Consider the following 17,110-nt stretch of genomic DNA (forward strand, 5'->3'; position numbering starts at 1 on the left):
TCAGCATAGGTAACATAAGAAAGCATCGGGCATAAAAAAAGCCCCGGCAATTCGGGGCTTTTTATCAACAATATTAACAAATTGTCGCAAGATAATCAGAATGGGATATCGTCGTCGAAATCCATTGGCGGTTCGTTATTCGCCGGCGCGCTGCTCTGCTGTGGCTGCGGACGGGACTGCTGGCCGCCGCTGAACTGGTTGCCGCCCTGCGGCTGCTGCGGCTGGCCCCAACCGTTATTGTTGCCCTGACCGCCACCTGCTGGTGCGCCTGCGCCACCGCCCTGACGGCCGCCCAGCATCTGCATGGTGCCGCCGACGTTAACCACCACTTCGGTGGTGTACTTTTCGACACCGGCCTGGTCAGTCCATTTACGGGTCTGCAGCGCGCCTTCGATATAAACCTGAGAGCCTTTGCGCAGGTATTCGCCCGCCACTTCTGCCAGCTTGCCGAACAGCACCACGCGGTGCCACTCGGTCTTCTCTTTAGTTTCGCCGGTCTGCTTGTCACGCCAGCTTTCGGACGTGGCCAGGGTAATGTTGGCAACGGCGCCGCCATTTGGCATGTAGCGGACTTCCGGATCTTGACCCAGGTTGCCCACCAGGATCACTTTGTTTACGCCTCTGCTGGCCATGTACGTGTCTCCGATAATTATTCAGCTTTAAGTCTAAGCCGGAAATTCTAACATTGTATACCCGCAAATCCTATCTTCGGATCCAGATCCACAGCAACAGATCCGGCTTGCAGCGTTACATCCCGCGGCTGGAGAAGGATCGTAAAAATAAACTTTATCGGGCAGTGGCAGCAGCCGATCCCGGTCTAAAGGATCCAGCAAAACACTGTATATCTAATCAGGTTATTTTGTGCCATAATAACAGGCTTCATTCTGGCCGTGCCGGACAGGCATGGTGAGGTCTGTGTTAATCCGGGAATTGTGAATGGATAAGATCGAAGTACGGGGTGCCCGCACCCATAATTTGAAGAATATCAACCTGATCATCCCTCGCGACAAACTGATTGTTGTCACCGGCCTGTCAGGTTCGGGCAAATCCTCGCTGGCGTTTGACACGCTGTACGCCGAGGGGCAACGCCGCTATGTGGAATCGCTTTCTGCCTATGCGCGCCAGTTTCTCTCCCTGATGGAGAAGCCGGATGTCGATCATATAGAGGGGCTGTCGCCAGCCATTTCGATCGAACAGAAGTCAACCTCACACAACCCGCGCTCCACCGTGGGCACCATCACTGAAATTCACGACTACCTGCGCCTGCTGTTTGCCCGCGTGGGCGAGCCGCGCTGCCCGGATCATGACGTCCCGCTGGCGGCACAAACCGTCAGCCAGATGGTGGATAACGTGCTGGCGCAGCCGGAAGGGCGCCGCCTGATGCTGTTGGCGCCAATCGTCAAGGAGCGCAAAGGCGAACACACCAAAACGCTGGAGAACCTGGCTTCTCAGGGCTATATCCGCGCGCGTATTGATGGTGAAGTCTGCGATCTGTCGGATCCTCCCAAGCTGGAGCTGCAAAAGAAACACACCATCGAAGTAGTGGTGGATCGTTTCAAGGTGCGTGAAGATCTGCAGCAGCGCCTGGCCGAATCCTTTGAAACCGCGCTGGAGCTTTCTGGCGGAACCGCCGTGGTCGCCGATATGGACGATCCGGAAGCCGAAGAGCTGGTGTTCTCCGCCAACTTTGCCTGCCCAATCTGCGGCTACAGCATGAGCGAGCTGGAACCCCGCCTGTTCTCCTTCAACAACCCGGCCGGGGCCTGTCCGACCTGTGACGGACTGGGCGTGCAGCAATATTTCGATCCGGATCGCGTAGTGCAGAATCCGGAGCTTTCTCTGGCTGGCGGCGCAATCCGCGGCTGGGATCGCCGTAACTTCTACTACTTCCAGATGCTGCGCTCACTTTCAGAGCATCTGAAGTTTGATATCGAAGTGCCGTTCGACACGCTGGATGAAAAATCCCGCAAGGTGATCCTGTACGGATCAGGCAAAGAGAATATCGAGTTTAAATACATTAACGACCGCGGTGATACTTCAATCCGTCGCCATCCGTTTGAAGGCGTGCTGCATAACATGGAGCGCCGCTATAAAGAGACGGAATCTGCGGCAGTTCGCGAGGATCTGGCAAAGTTTATCAGCAACCGCTCTTGTGCCAGCTGTGAAGGCACGCGCCTGCGTCGTGAAGCGCGCCATGTGTTTGTTGAAAACACCACGCTGCCAACCATTTCTGACATGAGCATCGGTCATGCGATGGAGTTCTTCCAGAACATGAAACTGAGCGGCCAGCGCGCACAGATTGCTGAGAAGGTGCTGAAAGAGATTGGCGACCGCCTGAAGTTCCTGGTCAACGTTGGCCTGAACTACCTGTCCATGTCCCGTTCCGCCGAAACGCTCTCTGGCGGTGAAGCGCAGCGTATCCGCCTTGCCAGCCAAATCGGCGCGGGTCTGGTCGGCGTGATGTACGTGCTGGATGAACCTTCAATCGGCCTGCACCAACGCGATAACGAACGCCTGCTGGAGACGCTGGTGCATCTGCGCAACCTCGGCAATACGGTTATTGTGGTGGAGCACGATGAAGATGCGATCCGCGCCGCCGACCATGTGATCGATATTGGTCCGGGTGCCGGCGTGCACGGCGGTCAGGTTGTGGCAGAAGGTACGGTCGATGACATTATGGCCGTGGAGGCTTCCCTGACCGGGCAGTTCCTTAGCGGCAAGCGTGGGATTGCGGTGCCGGAGGATCGTGTTAAAGGCGATCCTAATAAAGTGCTGAAGCTGACCGGCGCACAGGGCAACAACCTGAAAGATGTGACGCTGACGCTGCCAGTCGGGCTGTTCAGCTGCATCACCGGCGTGTCCGGCTCGGGCAAATCCACGCTAATCAATGACACGCTGTTCCCGATCGCTCAGCGCCAGTTGAACGGTGCCACCATCGCAGAGCCTGCGCCTTATCGCGAAATCAGCGGCATGGAGCATTTCGATAAAGTCATTGATATCGACCAGAGCCCGATTGGCCGTACGCCACGTTCCAACCCTGCCACCTATACCGGCATTTTCACCCCGGTACGTGAACTGTTTGCTGGCGTGCCAGAGTCCCGTACCCGTGGCTACACGCCGGGCCGCTTCAGCTTTAACGTGCGTGGTGGACGTTGCGAAGCCTGTCAGGGTGACGGCGTGATCAAGGTGGAAATGCACTTCCTGCCGGATATCTACGTGCCGTGCGATCACTGCAAGGGCAAACGCTATAACCGTGAGACTCTGGAGATTAAATACAAAGGCAAAAGCATTCACGAAGTGCTGGAGATGACCATTGAAGAAGCACGCGAGTTCTTTGATGCCGTTCCGGCGCTGGCGCGTAAGCTGCAGACGCTGATGGATGTGGGGCTTTCCTATATCCGCCTTGGTCAATCGGCCACCACGCTGTCCGGCGGTGAAGCACAGCGCGTTAAGCTGGCCCGGGAACTGTCGAAGCGCGGAACCGGCCAGACACTGTATATCCTTGATGAGCCGACCACCGGCCTGCACTTTGCGGATATTCAGCAACTGCTGGAAGTGCTGCATCAGCTACGCGATCAGGGCAACACCATCGTGGTGATTGAACACAATCTTGATGTGATCAAAACCGCCGACTGGATTGTTGACCTGGGGCCGGAAGGCGGCAGCGGCGGCGGGGAGATCCTCGTTTCCGGTACGCCGGAGACGGTCGCGAAGTGCAAGGAGTCGCACACTGCCCGCTTCCTGAAGCCTTTGTTAAATATTAAATAATGTTTGTGGGGCGAATGACTTCGCCCCCACTACCGCAGAAACTTACTCGCCCCCCTTTTTTGCCCCATCAGACAAATGTTTGCAGGATCAGGCAAGATTTAAACAGATTCCGGTATACCCCCTTTGCCGCTGACTAACTATCCTTAGAGTTCTCGTTTTAGCGTCACGAACAAGACACTTTCAATTACTGGAGACACCATGAACGTTACTCATGCTTATGCAGCCCAGGACGCAAAATCAAAGCTGGCCCCGTTTGAATACCAGCCGCGCGAACTGCGTGAACACGATGTCCAGATTGAGGTTATGTACTGTGGCGTTTGCCACTCCGACCTTCACCAGGCCCGCAACGAATGGAAAAACACCCTTTTTCCGGTCGTCCCTAGCCATGAAATCGTTGGCCGCGTCACCGCAGTTGGCGGCCACACTCACAAATACAAAGTGGGTGATTTAGTCGGCGTGGGCTGTCTGGTTGACTCCTGTCGCACCTGCGACAGCTGTAAAGAAGACCTTGAGCAATACTGCGAAAACGGTTTCACCGGAACCTATAACGGTCAGGACCGTGTCACTGGCGAAACCACTTACGGTGGCTACTCCACTCAGGTGATTGTTCACGAAGATTTCGTGCTGCGCATCCCCGACAACCTGGACCCGGCTGGTGCCGCACCGCTGCTGTGTGCCGGTATCACCACCTTCTCTCCTCTGCACCACTGGGGCGTCGGCCCGGGTAAAAAAGTCGGTATCGTGGGTCTGGGTGGCCTTGGCCATATGGGCGTGAAAATTGCCCATGCGATGGGCGCGCATGTCGTGCTGTTCACCACTTCCCCTTCTAAAGTGGAAGACGGTAAACGCCTGGGTGCTGATGAAGTGGTAATCTCTAAAGATGCCGATCAGATGGCTGGACACACCAACAGCTTCGACTTCATCCTGAACACCGTAGCGGCTCAGCATGATCTGAACCAGTTCATCACCCTGCTGCGTCGCGATGGCACCATGACGCTGGTTGGCGTTCCTGAACATGACCATCCATCACCGCAGGTATTTAACCTGATCTTTAAACGTCGCAGCGTGGCTGGTTCACTGATTGGCGGCATTAAAGAGACTCAGGAAATGCTGGATTTCTGCGGCAAGCACAATATCGTTTCTGATATTGAGATGATCAAGATGAATGAGATTAACGAAGCCTATGAACGTATGCTGAAAAGCGACGTGAAATACCGCTTTGTGATCGATATCGATACGTTACGCGGTTAATAAAAAATGGGGCGAATAACATCGCCCCTGCCAATAACCGGCCCCAGCGGCGGATTTATTCCGCCCTGTTTAGTGATTTTGACCTGCCTTAGCGAAATTCAGCCCTCTTCAGGATAAGCCGCCGTATGGAAATCTATCTCCCACTTCAGCACCTTGCCATACAACTCTGACAGCGCAAACCGCTGCTCCGCGCTCAGTTCTGCCGTACAGCGATCCAGCTCCTCCTTCAGCCAGCTGGCCTGTTGGAAAAACTCCTCTTCCGCATGCAGCTCAACCCAACGACGCACGTCCTCATCACTCTGGGTTGCCGCACTCACTCGCTTGCACCAGTGGTAATACATCCACTCAGCACCAAACATCAGCGTGATAATCTCCTCGTAGCTGCCGCGCTGTGCCACGTTCAGCATGCCATCGCGAAAACGCCGCACGCCGGGCAGATCGTCCGGATAGTTTGCCGGATCAACGTTACGCTTTGCCAGCACGCTCTCAAACCAGGCAATCTGTGTATCCACCAAAGCGTTCAGCACGCCAATCAACCAGCGCTGCTGGCGGATACCGGGCGCTTTAGCCACACCCAGTGAGAAGATGGCGATAGCGGTTGCCACAAAGTTGCCTTCAAACACCAGATAGCGGTTGAACACCTGTTCCGGCAGGCTATCCTGCTCAATCTCGCAGACGAAGCGGTGCTGCTGCATCGCCTGCCAGTCCCCCTGATGTTCACGCAGTAAACGCTCGCTGAACGCTTCCACTATTCTTCCCCCAGCGCTACACGAGCCGCAGCCATAAAGTGTTTGACGCGAGCCAACTCAACATCGTTCCACCAGACGCCATCAACCTTCAGCGCGCTGGCGACGATCACCCCCTGGGTACGGGAGAGGATTTCGCTGACGTTATCCGGCGTCACGCCCGAACCCACCAGCAGCGGCAGCGCGGTTGCACCACGGATTTCATCAATTTCGCTCAGGGTGGCACTGTCTCCGGTACGCTGACCGGTGGCGATCACCGCGTCCGCTTCGAAAAAGTCCACATCGCGGGTCAGCTCCTGAATCGAACGGTCGGCGACAATCGCATGGCTGCCGTGCTTCACGTGGCTGTCAGCAAACACTTTAATATGTTCGGCGCGTAGCTGGCTGCGATAGCGCAGTGCTTTCGCGGCAGCCCCTTCGATAAAACCTTCGTTGGCGATATAAGCATTCGCCCACTGATTTACGCGGACAAAATCGGCCCCACCGGCCAGTGCCGTAGCCAGCGCCGGAATAGCGGCGTTAGCCAGCACGTTGATCCCCAGCGGAACATTAAAGCGGGTGCGGATTTTATCGGTAATCACCGCCATGATGGCTGCCGTTTCCGGACCAATATCCTCCGGTTTGGAAAAAGGAATGTCGCCATGATTTTCAATAATCAGGCCATGAACACCACCTGAAATATAATTATCAGCATCACGAAGTGCACGCTCAATTATATCACCCACTGTTTTTCCACTATATTTTGGCGCGCCCGGAAAGGGGGCGCAGTGAATAACACCTATCACCGCTTTCTTACGTGAAAAAATAGCTTGTATTGCGTCAGTTTTTTCTGCTGATATAGAACCCATCTTCTTCATCCTGTTTAAGGAAACACTATGCGTGTTTATGTCACCGGTAATATCACCGTCGATGAAAGCTGGGCGATACCCGATATTCCCACAAAAGGATCATCCATTCATGGGCATAAAATTTCACAAGATATCGGCGGCAAAGGCGCGAATCAGGCAATTATAATTTCCCGCTGCGGCATTCCGACTACATTAATAGCCGCGACGGGAAATGACAGTAATGGCAGTTGGATCAGAGAACAGATAAGTTCTGAACCGTTGCAGCTACTGCCTGATTTCTGTTTATCCTGCCACAGTGATACCTCAATTATTTTCAACAGTGCCGACGGTGATAACGCTATTATTACCACCACCACCGCGGCAGACTCTCTGAGCTTGGAAACCATCACCAAGACTCTGGCTGAGGCACGACCCGGCGATATTCTGCTGCAACAGGGCAATTTCTCCTTTGAGAAAACCCGTGACCTGTTTCAGCTGGCAAAAGCACGTGGCATGACCACCGTGTTTAACCCTTCACCGGTCAAGCCAGCCTTCGCTCAGCTCTGGCCGCTGGTGGATATTGCCGTCCTGAACCAGCCAGAAGCCGCCGAACTGCAGCCTGCTGGTGTTAAAACGTTAGTGATCACTCACGGTTCTCAGGGCGCCGGGCTGACGACGGCGGAGCAGCAGCTCTATTGCCCGGCTGAACCCGTGCAGGCGGTTGACAGCACCGGTGCGGGCGATACCTTCCTCGCCGTGATGCTGGCCTCTGCTCTGTTGCGTCAAACCCCTGTTGATATGTTAGCACTCACTCACGCCAGCAAAGCTGCGGCGATAACCGTCAGCCGCCATGGCACCTGGAGCGCCTTCCCTCAACCGCACGAACTGGCTGCTCTTCTTCAGAGCTGACCGAAACCGGCCCCTCAACAGAGGGACCGGAACGGAGTTACTTAAACAGCGAGCGGTACGGGTCAACGTTCGCTTTGGTTACGACAGTTGCCGGAACAAGGATTTTCTTCGGCACGGTTTTGCCAGAAGTGATGGCATTAAGAGCCTTTAACGCTTCAGAACCCATTTTCTCCGGGTCCTGCTGCAGCACGGCGGCCACGTAACCCCCATCAATACCGCTGATGGCTTTCGCCGTCAGATCCCAGCCAAACACCTTGATATCCTTCTGGCGTCCCTGGTTTTCCACTGCGGCAATAGCACCGAGCAGTGCCGGCTCACCAGTGGCATAAATCGCCGTCAGGTCCGGGTTACCGGTGATCAGGTTTTCCGCCGCCGTCATGGCGTTATCCTGAATATTGCGGCCATCCACCACGTCAGCCACGGTAATCTGCTTGTTGCTTTTTATCGTGTCCTCAAAGCCTTTCTGACGATCGTTCTGGATAGCCGAGTTTAGCGCTCCAACAATGCCCAGCCGCGCTTTACCACCCATATCCTTCTTCACGTAATCGAGGAAGAATTTGCCGAGAATTTTACCGCCTTCAATATTGTCAACACCAACCTGTGCCGCCTGAGGGCCAGCCGGTAACACCGCATCGATAGCCACCACCGGAATATGTGCAGCCGCCGCTTCTTTAATCGCAGGCATAATGCCGTTAACATCAATCGCATCCACCAGAATGCCTTTCACACCCTGCTGAATATAGTTTTCAAACGCATCATTCTGCGCCACCGGATTATCCGTAGCGTTGAACACTACCAGATCTTTACCGCTGGCTTTGGCTTCATCCTGTGCGCCTTTATTCATCAGGTTAAAAAACAGGGCCTGCTGATTAATCTGAACTAATGCATAAGTGGGAGCCGCAGCTATCGCACCACTTATATAACTGCCCGATGCCAATAATGCAGTTGCCAGAGCTACGATACGCAATTTTCCGGTGTTAAATACCATCATCATTATCCTCATTGGGATTGATCGCTACCACAGTCGTAAAAGACTGAGCAGAAAATTTGTTGGCAGGACAAATATCAGACTGAAGGCTGAGCAACCCCATAAATAGACGCAGATTGTCAGCAAAGGCCGACAGGAAACATTTTGACGGCCGGTCCGTTTCGGCGTCTGGATAAAATGATCGTTGTCGGTTGGGAATCGCTTCCCGGGTGGTGCAGGTAAACTGGCTATTACAATTCTCCGTGGCCGTATTTTTGTCAAGCGCTATTTTTCAACTGCGTTCCGTCATCAGAAAGTGCTATAACAGCGGCGCTTAACTATGTTACAGATACCCTTCCTTCTCTGACGTGGCGTGAATGATGATTAAAAAACGCATTCTGTTATCCGATGTGGCGGCGCTTGCCGGGCTGTCAAAGGCCACGGTTTCCCGCTACATGAACAACAGCATCGTCCTGCCGCAGGAGACCATTGCGCGAATTGAATCAGCCATCAGCCAGCTGGATTATCGCGGCAACAGTCTGGCCCGACGCCTGAGCAAAGGCGGCAGCGAAACGCTCGGGCTGGTGCTGCCGGATATCACCAACCCGTTCTTTGCGGAACTGGCGGATGCGGCTGAAGAAGCTGCCTTTGAGCACGGTTACAGCCTGGTACTCTGTATTACCCGCAACAATCCGGAAAAAGAGAGCCAGTTCATCCGCTGGCTGGATACCTGCCAGGTCGACGGCCTGCTGTTCACCACCAACCGCCCGGATAACGGGCTGTTACGTCAGGAAATTCAGCGTCATCAGCGAATCGTCCTGCTGGATGAAGATATTCCCGGCAGCCGCGTACCTAAAGTATTTGCCGACAACGTCCAGGGAGGCATGCTCGCCACACAGCAGCTGATTGCTGCGGGCCATCGCGACATCGCGTTTATCGGCGGGCCTGACGAGCTGATGAGCGTGCGCGAACGTTATCAGGGATTTTGCACCGCTCTGGAGCAGGCCGGTTTACAGTGCCCGCCAGAGTGGGTGATGTACGGTGACTATCAGCGCGAGTTCGGCCAGCAGGCGCTGCGCCAGCTGTTCAGCCGCGACCGCCGCCCCACAGCCGTGTTCGCCGCCAGTGACTTTTTAGCGCTCGGATTGCTGGATGGCCTCCGTGAGCTGGGCCTGCGCGCGCCGGAGTCGCTTTCACTGGTCGGCTTCGATGATGCCAGCTATGCCGATTTCACCCAGCCACGGATCTCCACTATCCGCCAGCCCGCACGGGAGCTGGGCCGGGCGGCCGTCAGCCTGATGCTCCGCCTGCTAAACGGCGAAGAAAATGTACCCGCCGAAACCCGCCTGCCCGTCACCTGGGTCGGTCGCGACTCCATTCAGTCACGTTAATACTGACCAAAATGGCGCAAATTGCGCACAAAAATGGCGCAAAAAGCGAGCGGCAAGGAGTCCCCTGACGCTGTTTAGTAAACCGGTTTACACGTACATTTAAAATTATCTGAAGTTTTTACAGCAGGTTAGAAACACCGACTCCCTCATCGCGCCAGTGCTGGCATGGAAGCTGCTTTGCTTATCCCGGCGAACAAATATTTGCTTTGTCCCGATGCAGATGGAGACGGTTCCGTTGCCAAGGTAAACCGGTTTACAAGAAGTAATCCGCGAGCAACGGAACATTTTTCTCCAGCATCACCGTCCACCAACTGTCTGGCGATGGGAGTCCCTAATGCAACAGCCTAAGCCTGCCACCGCGCGGGTAGAAATGGTCAACATTACCAAGACCTACGGCTCGATCCGTTCGCTGCGCGGCGTCAATCTGCAGCTGGCTCCGGGCGAAGTTCTCGGTCTGGTCGGCGACAACGGTGCAGGGAAATCCACCCTGACCAAAGTGCTTTCCGGAGCAGTCGTGCCCACCAGCGGCGCGATCCGTATTGATGGCGAAGAGCAGCACTTCACCAACCCGGCAGATGCCCGCCGTTGCCATATCGAAATGGTTTATCAGGATCTCTCGCTGTGCGACACCGTCGACGTGGCGGGTAATCTGTTTATGGGCCGTGAGCCGATGAAACATGTGCTCGGCATTCCCTTTCTCGATCAGGCCAGAATGCATGCTGATGCCCGCGAGATGCTGAAGGGGCTGGGAATTTCAATTCCGGATACCCGTCTGCTGGTGCGTAATCTCTCCGGCGGTCAGCGCCAGGCGATTGCCATTGCCCGTGCAGCCGCGTTCGAACCGAAAGTGCTGATCATGGACGAACCGACCGCCGCGCTGGCGGTAGCCGAAGTGGAAGCGGTGCTGGAACTGATCCGCCGGGTCAGCGCACGAGGCGTCAGCGTGATCCTGATTACCCACCGGCTGCAGGATCTGTTCCTGGTCTGCAACCGCATTATGGTGATGTACGAAGGCACCAACGTAGCCGATCGCCTGGTGGCGGAAACCAGCCTTGGCGACATCGTTAACCTGATCGTGGGTGAAAAGTTCACCGCGCATTCCGCCGCCGCGCACTGAGGTAACCAGGATGAGTATGGTCAATTTAAGCGGTTCCCGTGTCATTCGGCACTCGCTGCCGCGCCGCATGCTGCACAACCATTCGGGTGTTGTCAGCATCGCGCTGTTTTTTATCTTCTGCTGCGTGGTGTTTGGGCTTATCACCAGCAACTTTCTCAGCGGCACTAACTGGCTGAACATCATCCGTCAGAGTGCCCCGCTGCTGATTGTTGCCACTGCCATGACGCTGGTGATCACCACTGGCGGCATCGATTTGTCCGTCGGTTCCACGCTGGCGCTGGTCGGGGCGCTGTCGGCTATCGCACTGAATAACTGGGGATTACCCTGGCCGGTGGTGTTGATCGGCGGCCTGCTGCTGGGTGCGCTGGTCGGGGCGGTCAACGGCTTTTTCATCGCCTACGAGGGGATACCGGCGTTTATCGTCACCCTGGCAACGCTGGCGGTGGTGCGTGGCGTGGCGCTGCTGATCACTCAGGGCTATTCCATTCCCATCCCTGCTGACAGTGCGTTCACGTTTATGGGGCGAGCCTGGGTTATTGGCATTCCGATGCCCGCGCTGATTGGCATTGTGGTGCTGTTAGTCGGTCATATCGTACTGAATCATATGCGTTTTGGCCGCTATGTCACCGCTATCGGTGCCAATGCCGAAGGCGCGCGCCGCAGCGGGATCAATACCAAAGCGGTAACGGTGCGCGTGTACATGATCAGTGGGATGGCGGCAGCGCTGGCGGGGATGATCATCACTGCCCGTCTTGGCAGCGGCTCCTCTAACCAGGGCGAAGGCTTTGAGCTGCAGGTTATCGCCGCGGTGGTGCTGGGCAGTACCAGCCTGTTTGGCGGCTTCGGCACCATTATCGGTACGCTGCTGGGCGCGATGTCGATCGCCATTATCCAGAACGGTCTGATCCTCTCGCATATCTCGCCGTTCTACACCCAGATTGCCACCGGCACTATTATCCTGCTGGCGATCTGGCTGAACACCCGCATTCTCAACCCGGCGCGAACGCCGTCGAAAGGATAGCCGATGAAAGGATCGATTTTTCGCCATGCCGATCCGCTGCCGGTTGGAGTCAGTAGCGGCCATGTGATGACCGTGCTGGGACCAATGCCGCTGGGTGAGATGGGCGTGACGCTGATGCACGAACACATTCTGCTGGATGCCTCGGGCAAATGGGTCCCTCCCTGCTGTTGCAGCGATCGTCATATGGCCGAGATGCCGGTAAAGATTGAGAATCTCGGGGAGTTGTCACTTAACCCATTGATGAGCCGGGATAACTGCCAGCTGTTTGACGCCGATGTGGCGATTGAAGAGCTGATGAAGTTCCGCGCACTGGGCGGTGAAACGGTTATCGACCCGACCAATATCGGCATCGGCCGCGACCCGAAGGCGTTGCAGCGGATTTCACGCCTTACCGGGTTGAATATCGTGATGGGGACCGGGCTGTATCTGGAGCCTTCACACCCGGAGTGGGTGAAAACCATCACCGTTGAGCAACTGACGCAGAAGCTGATTTACGACGTCGGCGGCGCGGAGGAAAAACCAGAAGTGATTGCCGGACTGATCGGCGAAATCGGCGTTTCCAGCCGGTTCACCGCCGATGAAGAGAAATCGCTGCGCGCGGCGGGAAGAGCCAGTGCCGCTACCGGCGTGCCGATTGAGGTGCATCTGCCAGGCTGGGAACGACTGGGGCATAAGGTGCTGGATATCCTTGAGCAGGAAGGGGCCGATCTGCGCCATACCGTCCTGTGCCATATGAACCCCAGCTTTGCCGACAAAACCTATCAGCGGGAACTGGCGCAGCGCGGGGCCTTCCTCGAATACGACATGATTGGCATGAGCTATTACTACGCTGATGAATCCGCACAGTCCCCTTCGGACGAAGAGAATGCCCGCGCCATCTGCGAGCTGATTGAAGACGGCTTCATTCACCAGATTTTGCTGTCGCAGGACGTGTTCCTGAAAACCATGCTCACCCGCTACGGCGGCCATGGTTATGGCTACATCCTTAAACATTTTGTTCCCCGCCTGCGCCGTCATGGCGTCAGCGGCGGGCAGCTTGAAACATTAATGATTGCTAATCCGCAGCGCGTGTTTGGCGGGTAAAGGGAGAGTGTGATGCAAAAGAAAATTCTGCTGGTCGGAGAATCCTGGACCAGCACCTCCACCCATGTTAAGGGCTTCGACCAGTTCGCCACCGCTACCTGGCACAACGGCGCGACTGATTTCCTCGCGACGCTGGCCGACAGCGATTACGCCATTACCCATATGCCAGCCCATGAAGCGCCGGTCAGTTTTCCGCTGACGCTGGCTGAGCTACAGCGGTGGGACGCCATTATTCTCTCCGACATCGGGGCCAATACGCTATTGCTGCACCCGGATACCTGGCTCAAAAGCCAGCGCACGCCGAACCGTCTGGCGCTGATCCATGACTATGTGGCGGCGGGCGGCAGCCTGATGATGATTGGTGGCTATTACAGCTTCCAGGGAATTAACGGTGGCGCGCGCTATCGCAATACTCCTGTAGAAAAAGTGCTGCCAGTGCGCTGCCTGCCCTGGGATGACCGCATTGAGTCACCGGAAGGGATTTACCCGGAAATCAGGGAGCCGCACGCGGTTTTCAGCGAGATTTCTGGCGACTGGCCATGGCTGCTGGGCTATAACGAAGTCGAAATGCAGCCCGAAGGGAAACTGCTGGCGAAGGTCGCCGGAACTGAACACCCACTGCTGGCCGTTCGGGAATATCAGCAGGGCCGCTCGCTGGTGTGGACCAGCGACATGTCCGCTCACTGGCTGCCAAATGAGTTCGCCGCGTGGCCGGGCTATCGCCAGCTGTGGATTAACTGTCTGGACTGGCTGACGGAGAAAGCCTGATGGTAGATCGGACTCTGCAACTGGCACAGCGCCTGCTGGGTTTTGACACCATCAATCCCCCTGGCGATGAGGCCGCCTGCATGGCCTTTTTCGCCGGATGGCTGAGTGACCAGGGTTTTGAAGTCACCCTCAGCAGCTTTGGCGAAGATCGCTGTAATCTGATCGCCCGCATGCCGGGAACCCAGGCTGGCAGCCCGCTGGCCTTTACCGGTCATCTGGATACGGTGCCACTGGGCAATCAGACCTGGCAGTACGCCCCCTTTGGGGCCGACATCGTCGACAATCGCCTGTACGGGCGTGGCTCCAGTGATATGAAAGCGGCAGTCGCTGCCTTCGCCGTCGCCTGCGTTACTCATCAGGCCGCAATCCGTGCAGGCAAAGGCGTGATTCTTCTGATCACCGGCGGTGAGGAAACCGGTTGTGACGGTGCCGAAGCGCTAATTGCTGGCGGAGATTTACCGGAAGTGGGTGCATTGATCGTCGGCGAGCCAACCGCGAACTATCCGGTTATCGGCCATAAAGGTGCTCTTTGGCTACGTTGTGAAACCCGGGGAAAAACGGCCCACGGTGCCATGCCGGAGCTGGGGATTAACGCGATTTATCTGGCGGCGGAAGCGCTGGGGAAAATCCGCCAGTTCGAACCGGGAGCGCCGCATCCGTTAATGAAAAAACCGACGCTCAACGTGGGCCGGATTCAGGGCGGGCTGAATATCAATTCCGTTCCCGACCGCACGCAGTTTGATGTGGATATCCGCACCGCGCCAAATCTGCAACATGTCACCATCCGGCAAAACCTGTCCACCGCGCTGGGTGAGACGGTGACGATTTCCACTCTGGTGGATCTGCCTGCAGTACTGAGCGCAGAAGATAACGACTGGATTGCCAGTGTTTATCAGCATTGCCAGCCGCTGCATCCTGAACCCCTGGCGGCGAAGATTGTGCCCTACTTCACCGATGCCTCACTGTTGCTTCCGGCCCTGAACCATCCTCCCTGCATTATTTTAGGCCCGGGAGAGCCGGCTATGGCGCACCAGACCGACGAATACTGCCTGCTCAGCCGTCTGGCAGAGGCTGAAAAGCTCTATGGCGAATTGATTTGCGACTGGCAGGCGAAATAAATTCTGCCATAACGGCGGTGGCAAATCCTCAACGTGGGCGCTCTAGCGGCCATCAATGCGCCGTTTTAGTATCCAGCGCCTGCTGCCAGGAAGCATCCACCAGATAGTAAATCTGTGAATCCTTCAGCGACCCGTCCAGCAGCACCGTGCTCCAGTGCGATTTGTTCAGGTGCTCGCTGGGCAGCACATCTTTATGCTCTTCACGCAGCAAATCAGCCAGCGCAGGTGTCGCTTTCAGTGCCACGGCTGGCCGCCCGTCCACTTCATGCACCAGCGCAAACAGCACGTCATCCACCTTGATCTGCGTGGCTTTCCAGTCGCTGTGCACGCTCTGTTCCGCGCCCGGCTTATCCATGCAATAAGACAAAAGATCCGATACGTTCATGTTTTTTATTCCCCTTGCAGCGTGGCAACGATACGCCTTTGAGGCAGTTATGAACCGAATTTGAACTGGATCACTATTACCGCAACGGCTTGACGTATTTAAATTTACTTACCTGGTTTGGTAAATGAGTATAGGCGATAGCAACAAGTGCACCATAAAACCAAAGAGAACAGGGTTGTGGTCTGTACGGCTCTGTTCTATCAATGCTTAACATAGGAAAGGAGAACTTATGTCTGGTGTAAACAATCAGCTCTCGTTCAGTGCTTCAGGTTATCGGGATTTGCGTCTTCGTGAAGGCGTAATTTATCACTATTACAACGATCTCGGTCCCGACAAAGGAAATTGCACATGGGGTGTAGGTACATTGGCACATTACGGGACGTGCACAGAGGCTGAATTAAGAAAATCAGTGACCATAAATGATATCAACACAGCCCTGGCAACACACGTCCATCAGGTTGAACGATACATCCGCCTCAAGGTGCCTCACTATCCGCTAACACAGCAACAATTCGATGCTTTAGTCTCCTTTTGCTATAACGTGGGCACTCCCGCCTCCATCATGGCGGCCGCCGATCGTGGCGATATGAAAGCCGTCCATGATAAAATTCTCAAATATGTTTACGTCTATAAGCATGATGCTAAAGGGCACAGAACAGGAAAACCGAGATTGCTGGCCTCACTCTACAAACGAAGGCTGGATGAAGCCGCACCGTTCAAACAAGGACTTCAGGATGTTGAGTAACTTATTTATTTATCTGATTTTGTCTCTGGGAATAGCAGGAACAGCGGTTGCTGATTCGGTTAGTGAGAAAGATAGCAGAATTGATACTCTCATGGGAGCGGGAACTCATAACCAATATCATCAATTTCTGACGGAGCTACAACATGCCGTAGCCAGCGGGAATAAAAAGGCCGTTGCCGCTATGATTGATTATCCTATTACCGTTTCCGTTAACAGTAAAAAAATCGACATTAAAAATAAGAGTACTTTCATCAAAAAGTACGACGTTGTCTTCAATAAACATCTGACCCAAATCATCCTGAATCAGAAATATGAAGAATTATTTGCTAAAGACACCGGCATTATGGTGGGTGAACATGGAGAGCTTTGGTTCAGTGGCATTTGTACGACTAATGACTGCAAAAAGTTTAATATCAGGATCATAGCAATAAATAATTGATGTACAAGTCCCGACCGCCATTGGTGGCCGGGACTGATTTTTATTCCCCTTGCAGCGTGGCAACGATACGCCGGGCCCCGCCGTGAATGCGGTGTTCCCCCAGCCAAATGCCCTGCCACGTTCCGAGTACCAGACGCCCACGACTGACCGGCAACATCAGCGATACCCCCAGCAGCGAAGATTTGATGTGTGCAGGCATATCGTCCGCGCCTTCATAATCATGCTCGTAGGGGGCACTTTCCGGCACCTGCCGCAGAAAGTGTTGCTCCATATCGCCACGCACCGTGGGATCGCAATTTTCATTCAGCGTCAACGAGGCAGAAGTATGCTGCAGCAGCAAATGAAGTAGCCCCACCTGCACATCGCTCAGGCGACGCAGCTCTTCAGTAATTTCTTCCGTCACCAGATGAAACCCGCGAGATTTGGGGGCTAAAGTGATCGTTTGCTGGTACCACATCGTCCTGCTCCTTAGCTGAATCAATATAAGTGTATCCCCTGAGCCTCAAACTGGTCTGGGTTCTGTTAAGTGTGGAGCAAAAGGCGAAAAGGTAAACCCGCAAAGGGAAAAGAGTGGA

The 17,110-nt window shown here is 55.1% G+C and carries 17 protein-coding genes; 11 read left to right on the forward strand and 6 right to left on the reverse strand.

From position 1 onward, the window contains the following. Positions 1–95: 95 nt before the first annotated feature. Positions 96–632 (reverse strand): single-stranded DNA-binding protein SSB1, encoded by a 537-nt coding sequence (ssb1, locus tag GSQ70_RS05750; RefSeq protein WP_158781659.1) that lies wholly within the window; start codon positions 630–632, stop codon positions 96–98. A gap of 304 nt (positions 633–936) precedes the next feature. On the opposite strand from ssb1, the gene uvrA reads away from it, so the two are divergent. Then, complete coding sequence (gene uvrA / locus GSQ70_RS05755) at positions 937–3,768, forward strand: excinuclease ABC subunit UvrA (protein WP_158781660.1); 2,832 nt, start codon at positions 937–939, stop codon at positions 3,766–3,768. 198 nt (positions 3,769–3,966) lie between these two features. Continuing rightward, positions 3,967–5,019, forward strand: coding sequence for an NAD(P)-dependent alcohol dehydrogenase (locus tag GSQ70_RS05760; protein ID WP_158781661.1), 1,053 nt, complete (start codon positions 3,967–3,969; stop codon positions 5,017–5,019). 98 nt (positions 5,020–5,117) lie between these two features. Here GSQ70_RS05760 and GSQ70_RS05765 read toward each other — a convergent pair whose 3' ends face one another. Continuing rightward, positions 5,118–5,768, reverse strand: coding sequence for a TenA family protein (locus GSQ70_RS05765; protein ID WP_158781662.1), 651 nt, complete (start codon positions 5,766–5,768; stop codon positions 5,118–5,120). Next, positions 5,768–6,613, reverse strand: coding sequence for a BtpA/SgcQ family protein (locus GSQ70_RS05770; protein WP_158781663.1), 846 nt, complete (start codon positions 6,611–6,613; stop codon positions 5,768–5,770). The genes GSQ70_RS05765 and GSQ70_RS05770 overlap by 1 nt, the downstream gene beginning before the upstream one ends. Positions 6,614–6,640: 27 nt before the next feature. Here GSQ70_RS05770 and GSQ70_RS05775 point away from each other — a divergent pair, with 27 nt between their 5' ends. Beyond that, entirely contained in the window at positions 6,641–7,501 is an 861-nt protein-coding gene (locus GSQ70_RS05775; protein WP_158781664.1) for a PfkB family carbohydrate kinase, read from the forward strand. A gap of 37 nt (positions 7,502–7,538) precedes the next feature. On the opposite strand, the gene GSQ70_RS05780 is transcribed toward GSQ70_RS05775, so the two are convergent. Then, positions 7,539–8,492, reverse strand: coding sequence for a substrate-binding domain-containing protein (locus tag GSQ70_RS05780; RefSeq protein WP_158785234.1), 954 nt, complete (start codon positions 8,490–8,492; stop codon positions 7,539–7,541). Positions 8,493–8,845: 353 nt separating this feature from the next. On the opposite strand from GSQ70_RS05780, the gene GSQ70_RS05785 reads away from it, so the two are divergent. From GSQ70_RS05785 to GSQ70_RS05810, 6 genes are all read left to right on the forward strand, one after another. Continuing rightward, on the forward strand, positions 8,846–9,859 hold the full coding sequence (locus GSQ70_RS05785; protein WP_199257226.1) for a LacI family DNA-binding transcriptional regulator: 1,014 nt from the start codon (positions 8,846–8,848) through the stop codon (positions 9,857–9,859). Between the two features lie 370 nt (positions 9,860–10,229). Continuing rightward, the gene (locus tag GSQ70_RS05790) at positions 10,230–10,976 is read left to right on the forward strand and encodes an ATP-binding cassette domain-containing protein (RefSeq protein ID WP_199257319.1); all 747 of its coding nucleotides are present in this window, start codon (positions 10,230–10,232) and stop codon (positions 10,974–10,976) included. A 10-nt stretch (positions 10,977–10,986) separates the two neighbouring features. Further along, entirely contained in the window at positions 10,987–11,997 is a 1,011-nt protein-coding gene (locus GSQ70_RS05795) for an ABC transporter permease (RefSeq protein WP_158781666.1), read from the forward strand. Between the two features lie 3 nt (positions 11,998–12,000). After that, entirely contained in the window at positions 12,001–13,080 is a 1,080-nt protein-coding gene (locus tag GSQ70_RS05800; RefSeq protein WP_158781667.1) for a phosphotriesterase, read from the forward strand. A gap of 12 nt (positions 13,081–13,092) precedes the next feature. Continuing rightward, complete coding sequence (locus GSQ70_RS05805; RefSeq protein ID WP_158781668.1) at positions 13,093–13,848, forward strand: glutamine amidotransferase; 756 nt, start codon at positions 13,093–13,095, stop codon at positions 13,846–13,848. Next, the gene (locus GSQ70_RS05810; protein WP_158781669.1) at positions 13,848–14,966 is read left to right on the forward strand and encodes a M20 family metallopeptidase; all 1,119 of its coding nucleotides are present in this window, start codon (positions 13,848–13,850) and stop codon (positions 14,964–14,966) included. Before GSQ70_RS05805 ends, GSQ70_RS05810 begins: the two co-directional genes overlap by 1 nt. A 52-nt stretch (positions 14,967–15,018) precedes the next feature. Here GSQ70_RS05810 and GSQ70_RS05815 read toward each other — a convergent pair whose 3' ends face one another. Then, positions 15,019–15,351: an MmcQ/YjbR family DNA-binding protein gene (locus tag GSQ70_RS05815; RefSeq protein ID WP_158781670.1), complete on the reverse strand. Its 333-nt coding sequence runs from the start codon at positions 15,349–15,351 to the stop codon at positions 15,019–15,021. Positions 15,352–15,580: 229 nt separating this feature from the next. Here GSQ70_RS05815 and GSQ70_RS05820 point away from each other — a divergent pair, with 229 nt between their 5' ends. Next, positions 15,581–16,096, forward strand: a complete 516-nt coding sequence (locus GSQ70_RS05820; protein WP_158781671.1) for a lysozyme — start codon at positions 15,581–15,583, stop codon at positions 16,094–16,096. Beyond that, positions 16,086–16,535 (forward strand): hypothetical protein, encoded by a 450-nt coding sequence (locus GSQ70_RS05825; protein ID WP_158781672.1) that lies wholly within the window; start codon positions 16,086–16,088, stop codon positions 16,533–16,535. The genes GSQ70_RS05820 and GSQ70_RS05825 overlap by 11 nt, the downstream gene beginning before the upstream one ends. Positions 16,536–16,575: 40 nt before the next feature. Here the strand turns inward: GSQ70_RS05825 and GSQ70_RS05830 are convergent, their stop codons facing one another. Beyond that, positions 16,576–16,992 (reverse strand): secondary thiamine-phosphate synthase enzyme YjbQ, encoded by a 417-nt coding sequence (locus tag GSQ70_RS05830; RefSeq protein WP_158781673.1) that lies wholly within the window; start codon positions 16,990–16,992, stop codon positions 16,576–16,578. Positions 16,993–17,110: the final 118 nt, after the last annotated feature.

Source organism: Pantoea sp. BAV 3049, assembly GCF_009765445.1.
Classification (GTDB): Bacteria; Pseudomonadota; Gammaproteobacteria; order Enterobacterales; family Enterobacteriaceae; genus Erwinia.

Excerpts from the sequence above, each read along its gene's own strand:
- ssb1 (WP_158781659.1), bottom strand. The coding sequence starts at position 632 with ATGGCCAGCAGAGGCGTAAACAAAGTGATCCTGGTGGGCAACCTGGGT.
- uvrA (WP_158781660.1), top strand. The coding sequence starts at position 937 with ATGGATAAGATCGAAGTACGGGGTGCCCGCACCCATAATTTGAAGAAT.
- GSQ70_RS05760 (WP_158781661.1), top strand. The coding sequence starts at position 3,967 with ATGAACGTTACTCATGCTTATGCAGCCCAGGACGCAAAATCAAAGCTG.
- GSQ70_RS05770 (WP_158781663.1), bottom strand. The coding sequence starts at position 6,613 with ATGGGTTCTATATCAGCAGAAAAAACTGACGCAATACAAGCTATTTTT.
- GSQ70_RS05775 (WP_158781664.1), top strand. The coding sequence starts at position 6,641 with ATGCGTGTTTATGTCACCGGTAATATCACCGTCGATGAAAGCTGGGCG.
- GSQ70_RS05780 (WP_158785234.1), bottom strand. The coding sequence starts at position 8,492 with ATGATGGTATTTAACACCGGAAAATTGCGTATCGTAGCTCTGGCAACT.
- GSQ70_RS05785 (WP_199257226.1), top strand. The coding sequence starts at position 8,846 with ATGATGATTAAAAAACGCATTCTGTTATCCGATGTGGCGGCGCTTGCC.
- GSQ70_RS05790 (WP_199257319.1), top strand. The coding sequence starts at position 10,230 with ATGGTCAACATTACCAAGACCTACGGCTCGATCCGTTCGCTGCGCGGC.
- GSQ70_RS05795 (WP_158781666.1), top strand. The coding sequence starts at position 10,987 with ATGAGTATGGTCAATTTAAGCGGTTCCCGTGTCATTCGGCACTCGCTG.
- GSQ70_RS05800 (WP_158781667.1), top strand. The coding sequence starts at position 12,001 with ATGAAAGGATCGATTTTTCGCCATGCCGATCCGCTGCCGGTTGGAGTC.
- GSQ70_RS05805 (WP_158781668.1), top strand. The coding sequence starts at position 13,093 with ATGCAAAAGAAAATTCTGCTGGTCGGAGAATCCTGGACCAGCACCTCC.
- GSQ70_RS05810 (WP_158781669.1), top strand. The coding sequence starts at position 13,848 with ATGGTAGATCGGACTCTGCAACTGGCACAGCGCCTGCTGGGTTTTGAC.
- GSQ70_RS05815 (WP_158781670.1), bottom strand. The coding sequence starts at position 15,351 with ATGAACGTATCGGATCTTTTGTCTTATTGCATGGATAAGCCGGGCGCG.
- GSQ70_RS05820 (WP_158781671.1), top strand. The coding sequence starts at position 15,581 with ATGTCTGGTGTAAACAATCAGCTCTCGTTCAGTGCTTCAGGTTATCGG.
- GSQ70_RS05825 (WP_158781672.1), top strand. The coding sequence starts at position 16,086 with ATGTTGAGTAACTTATTTATTTATCTGATTTTGTCTCTGGGAATAGCA.
- GSQ70_RS05830 (WP_158781673.1), bottom strand. The coding sequence starts at position 16,992 with ATGTGGTACCAGCAAACGATCACTTTAGCCCCCAAATCTCGCGGGTTT.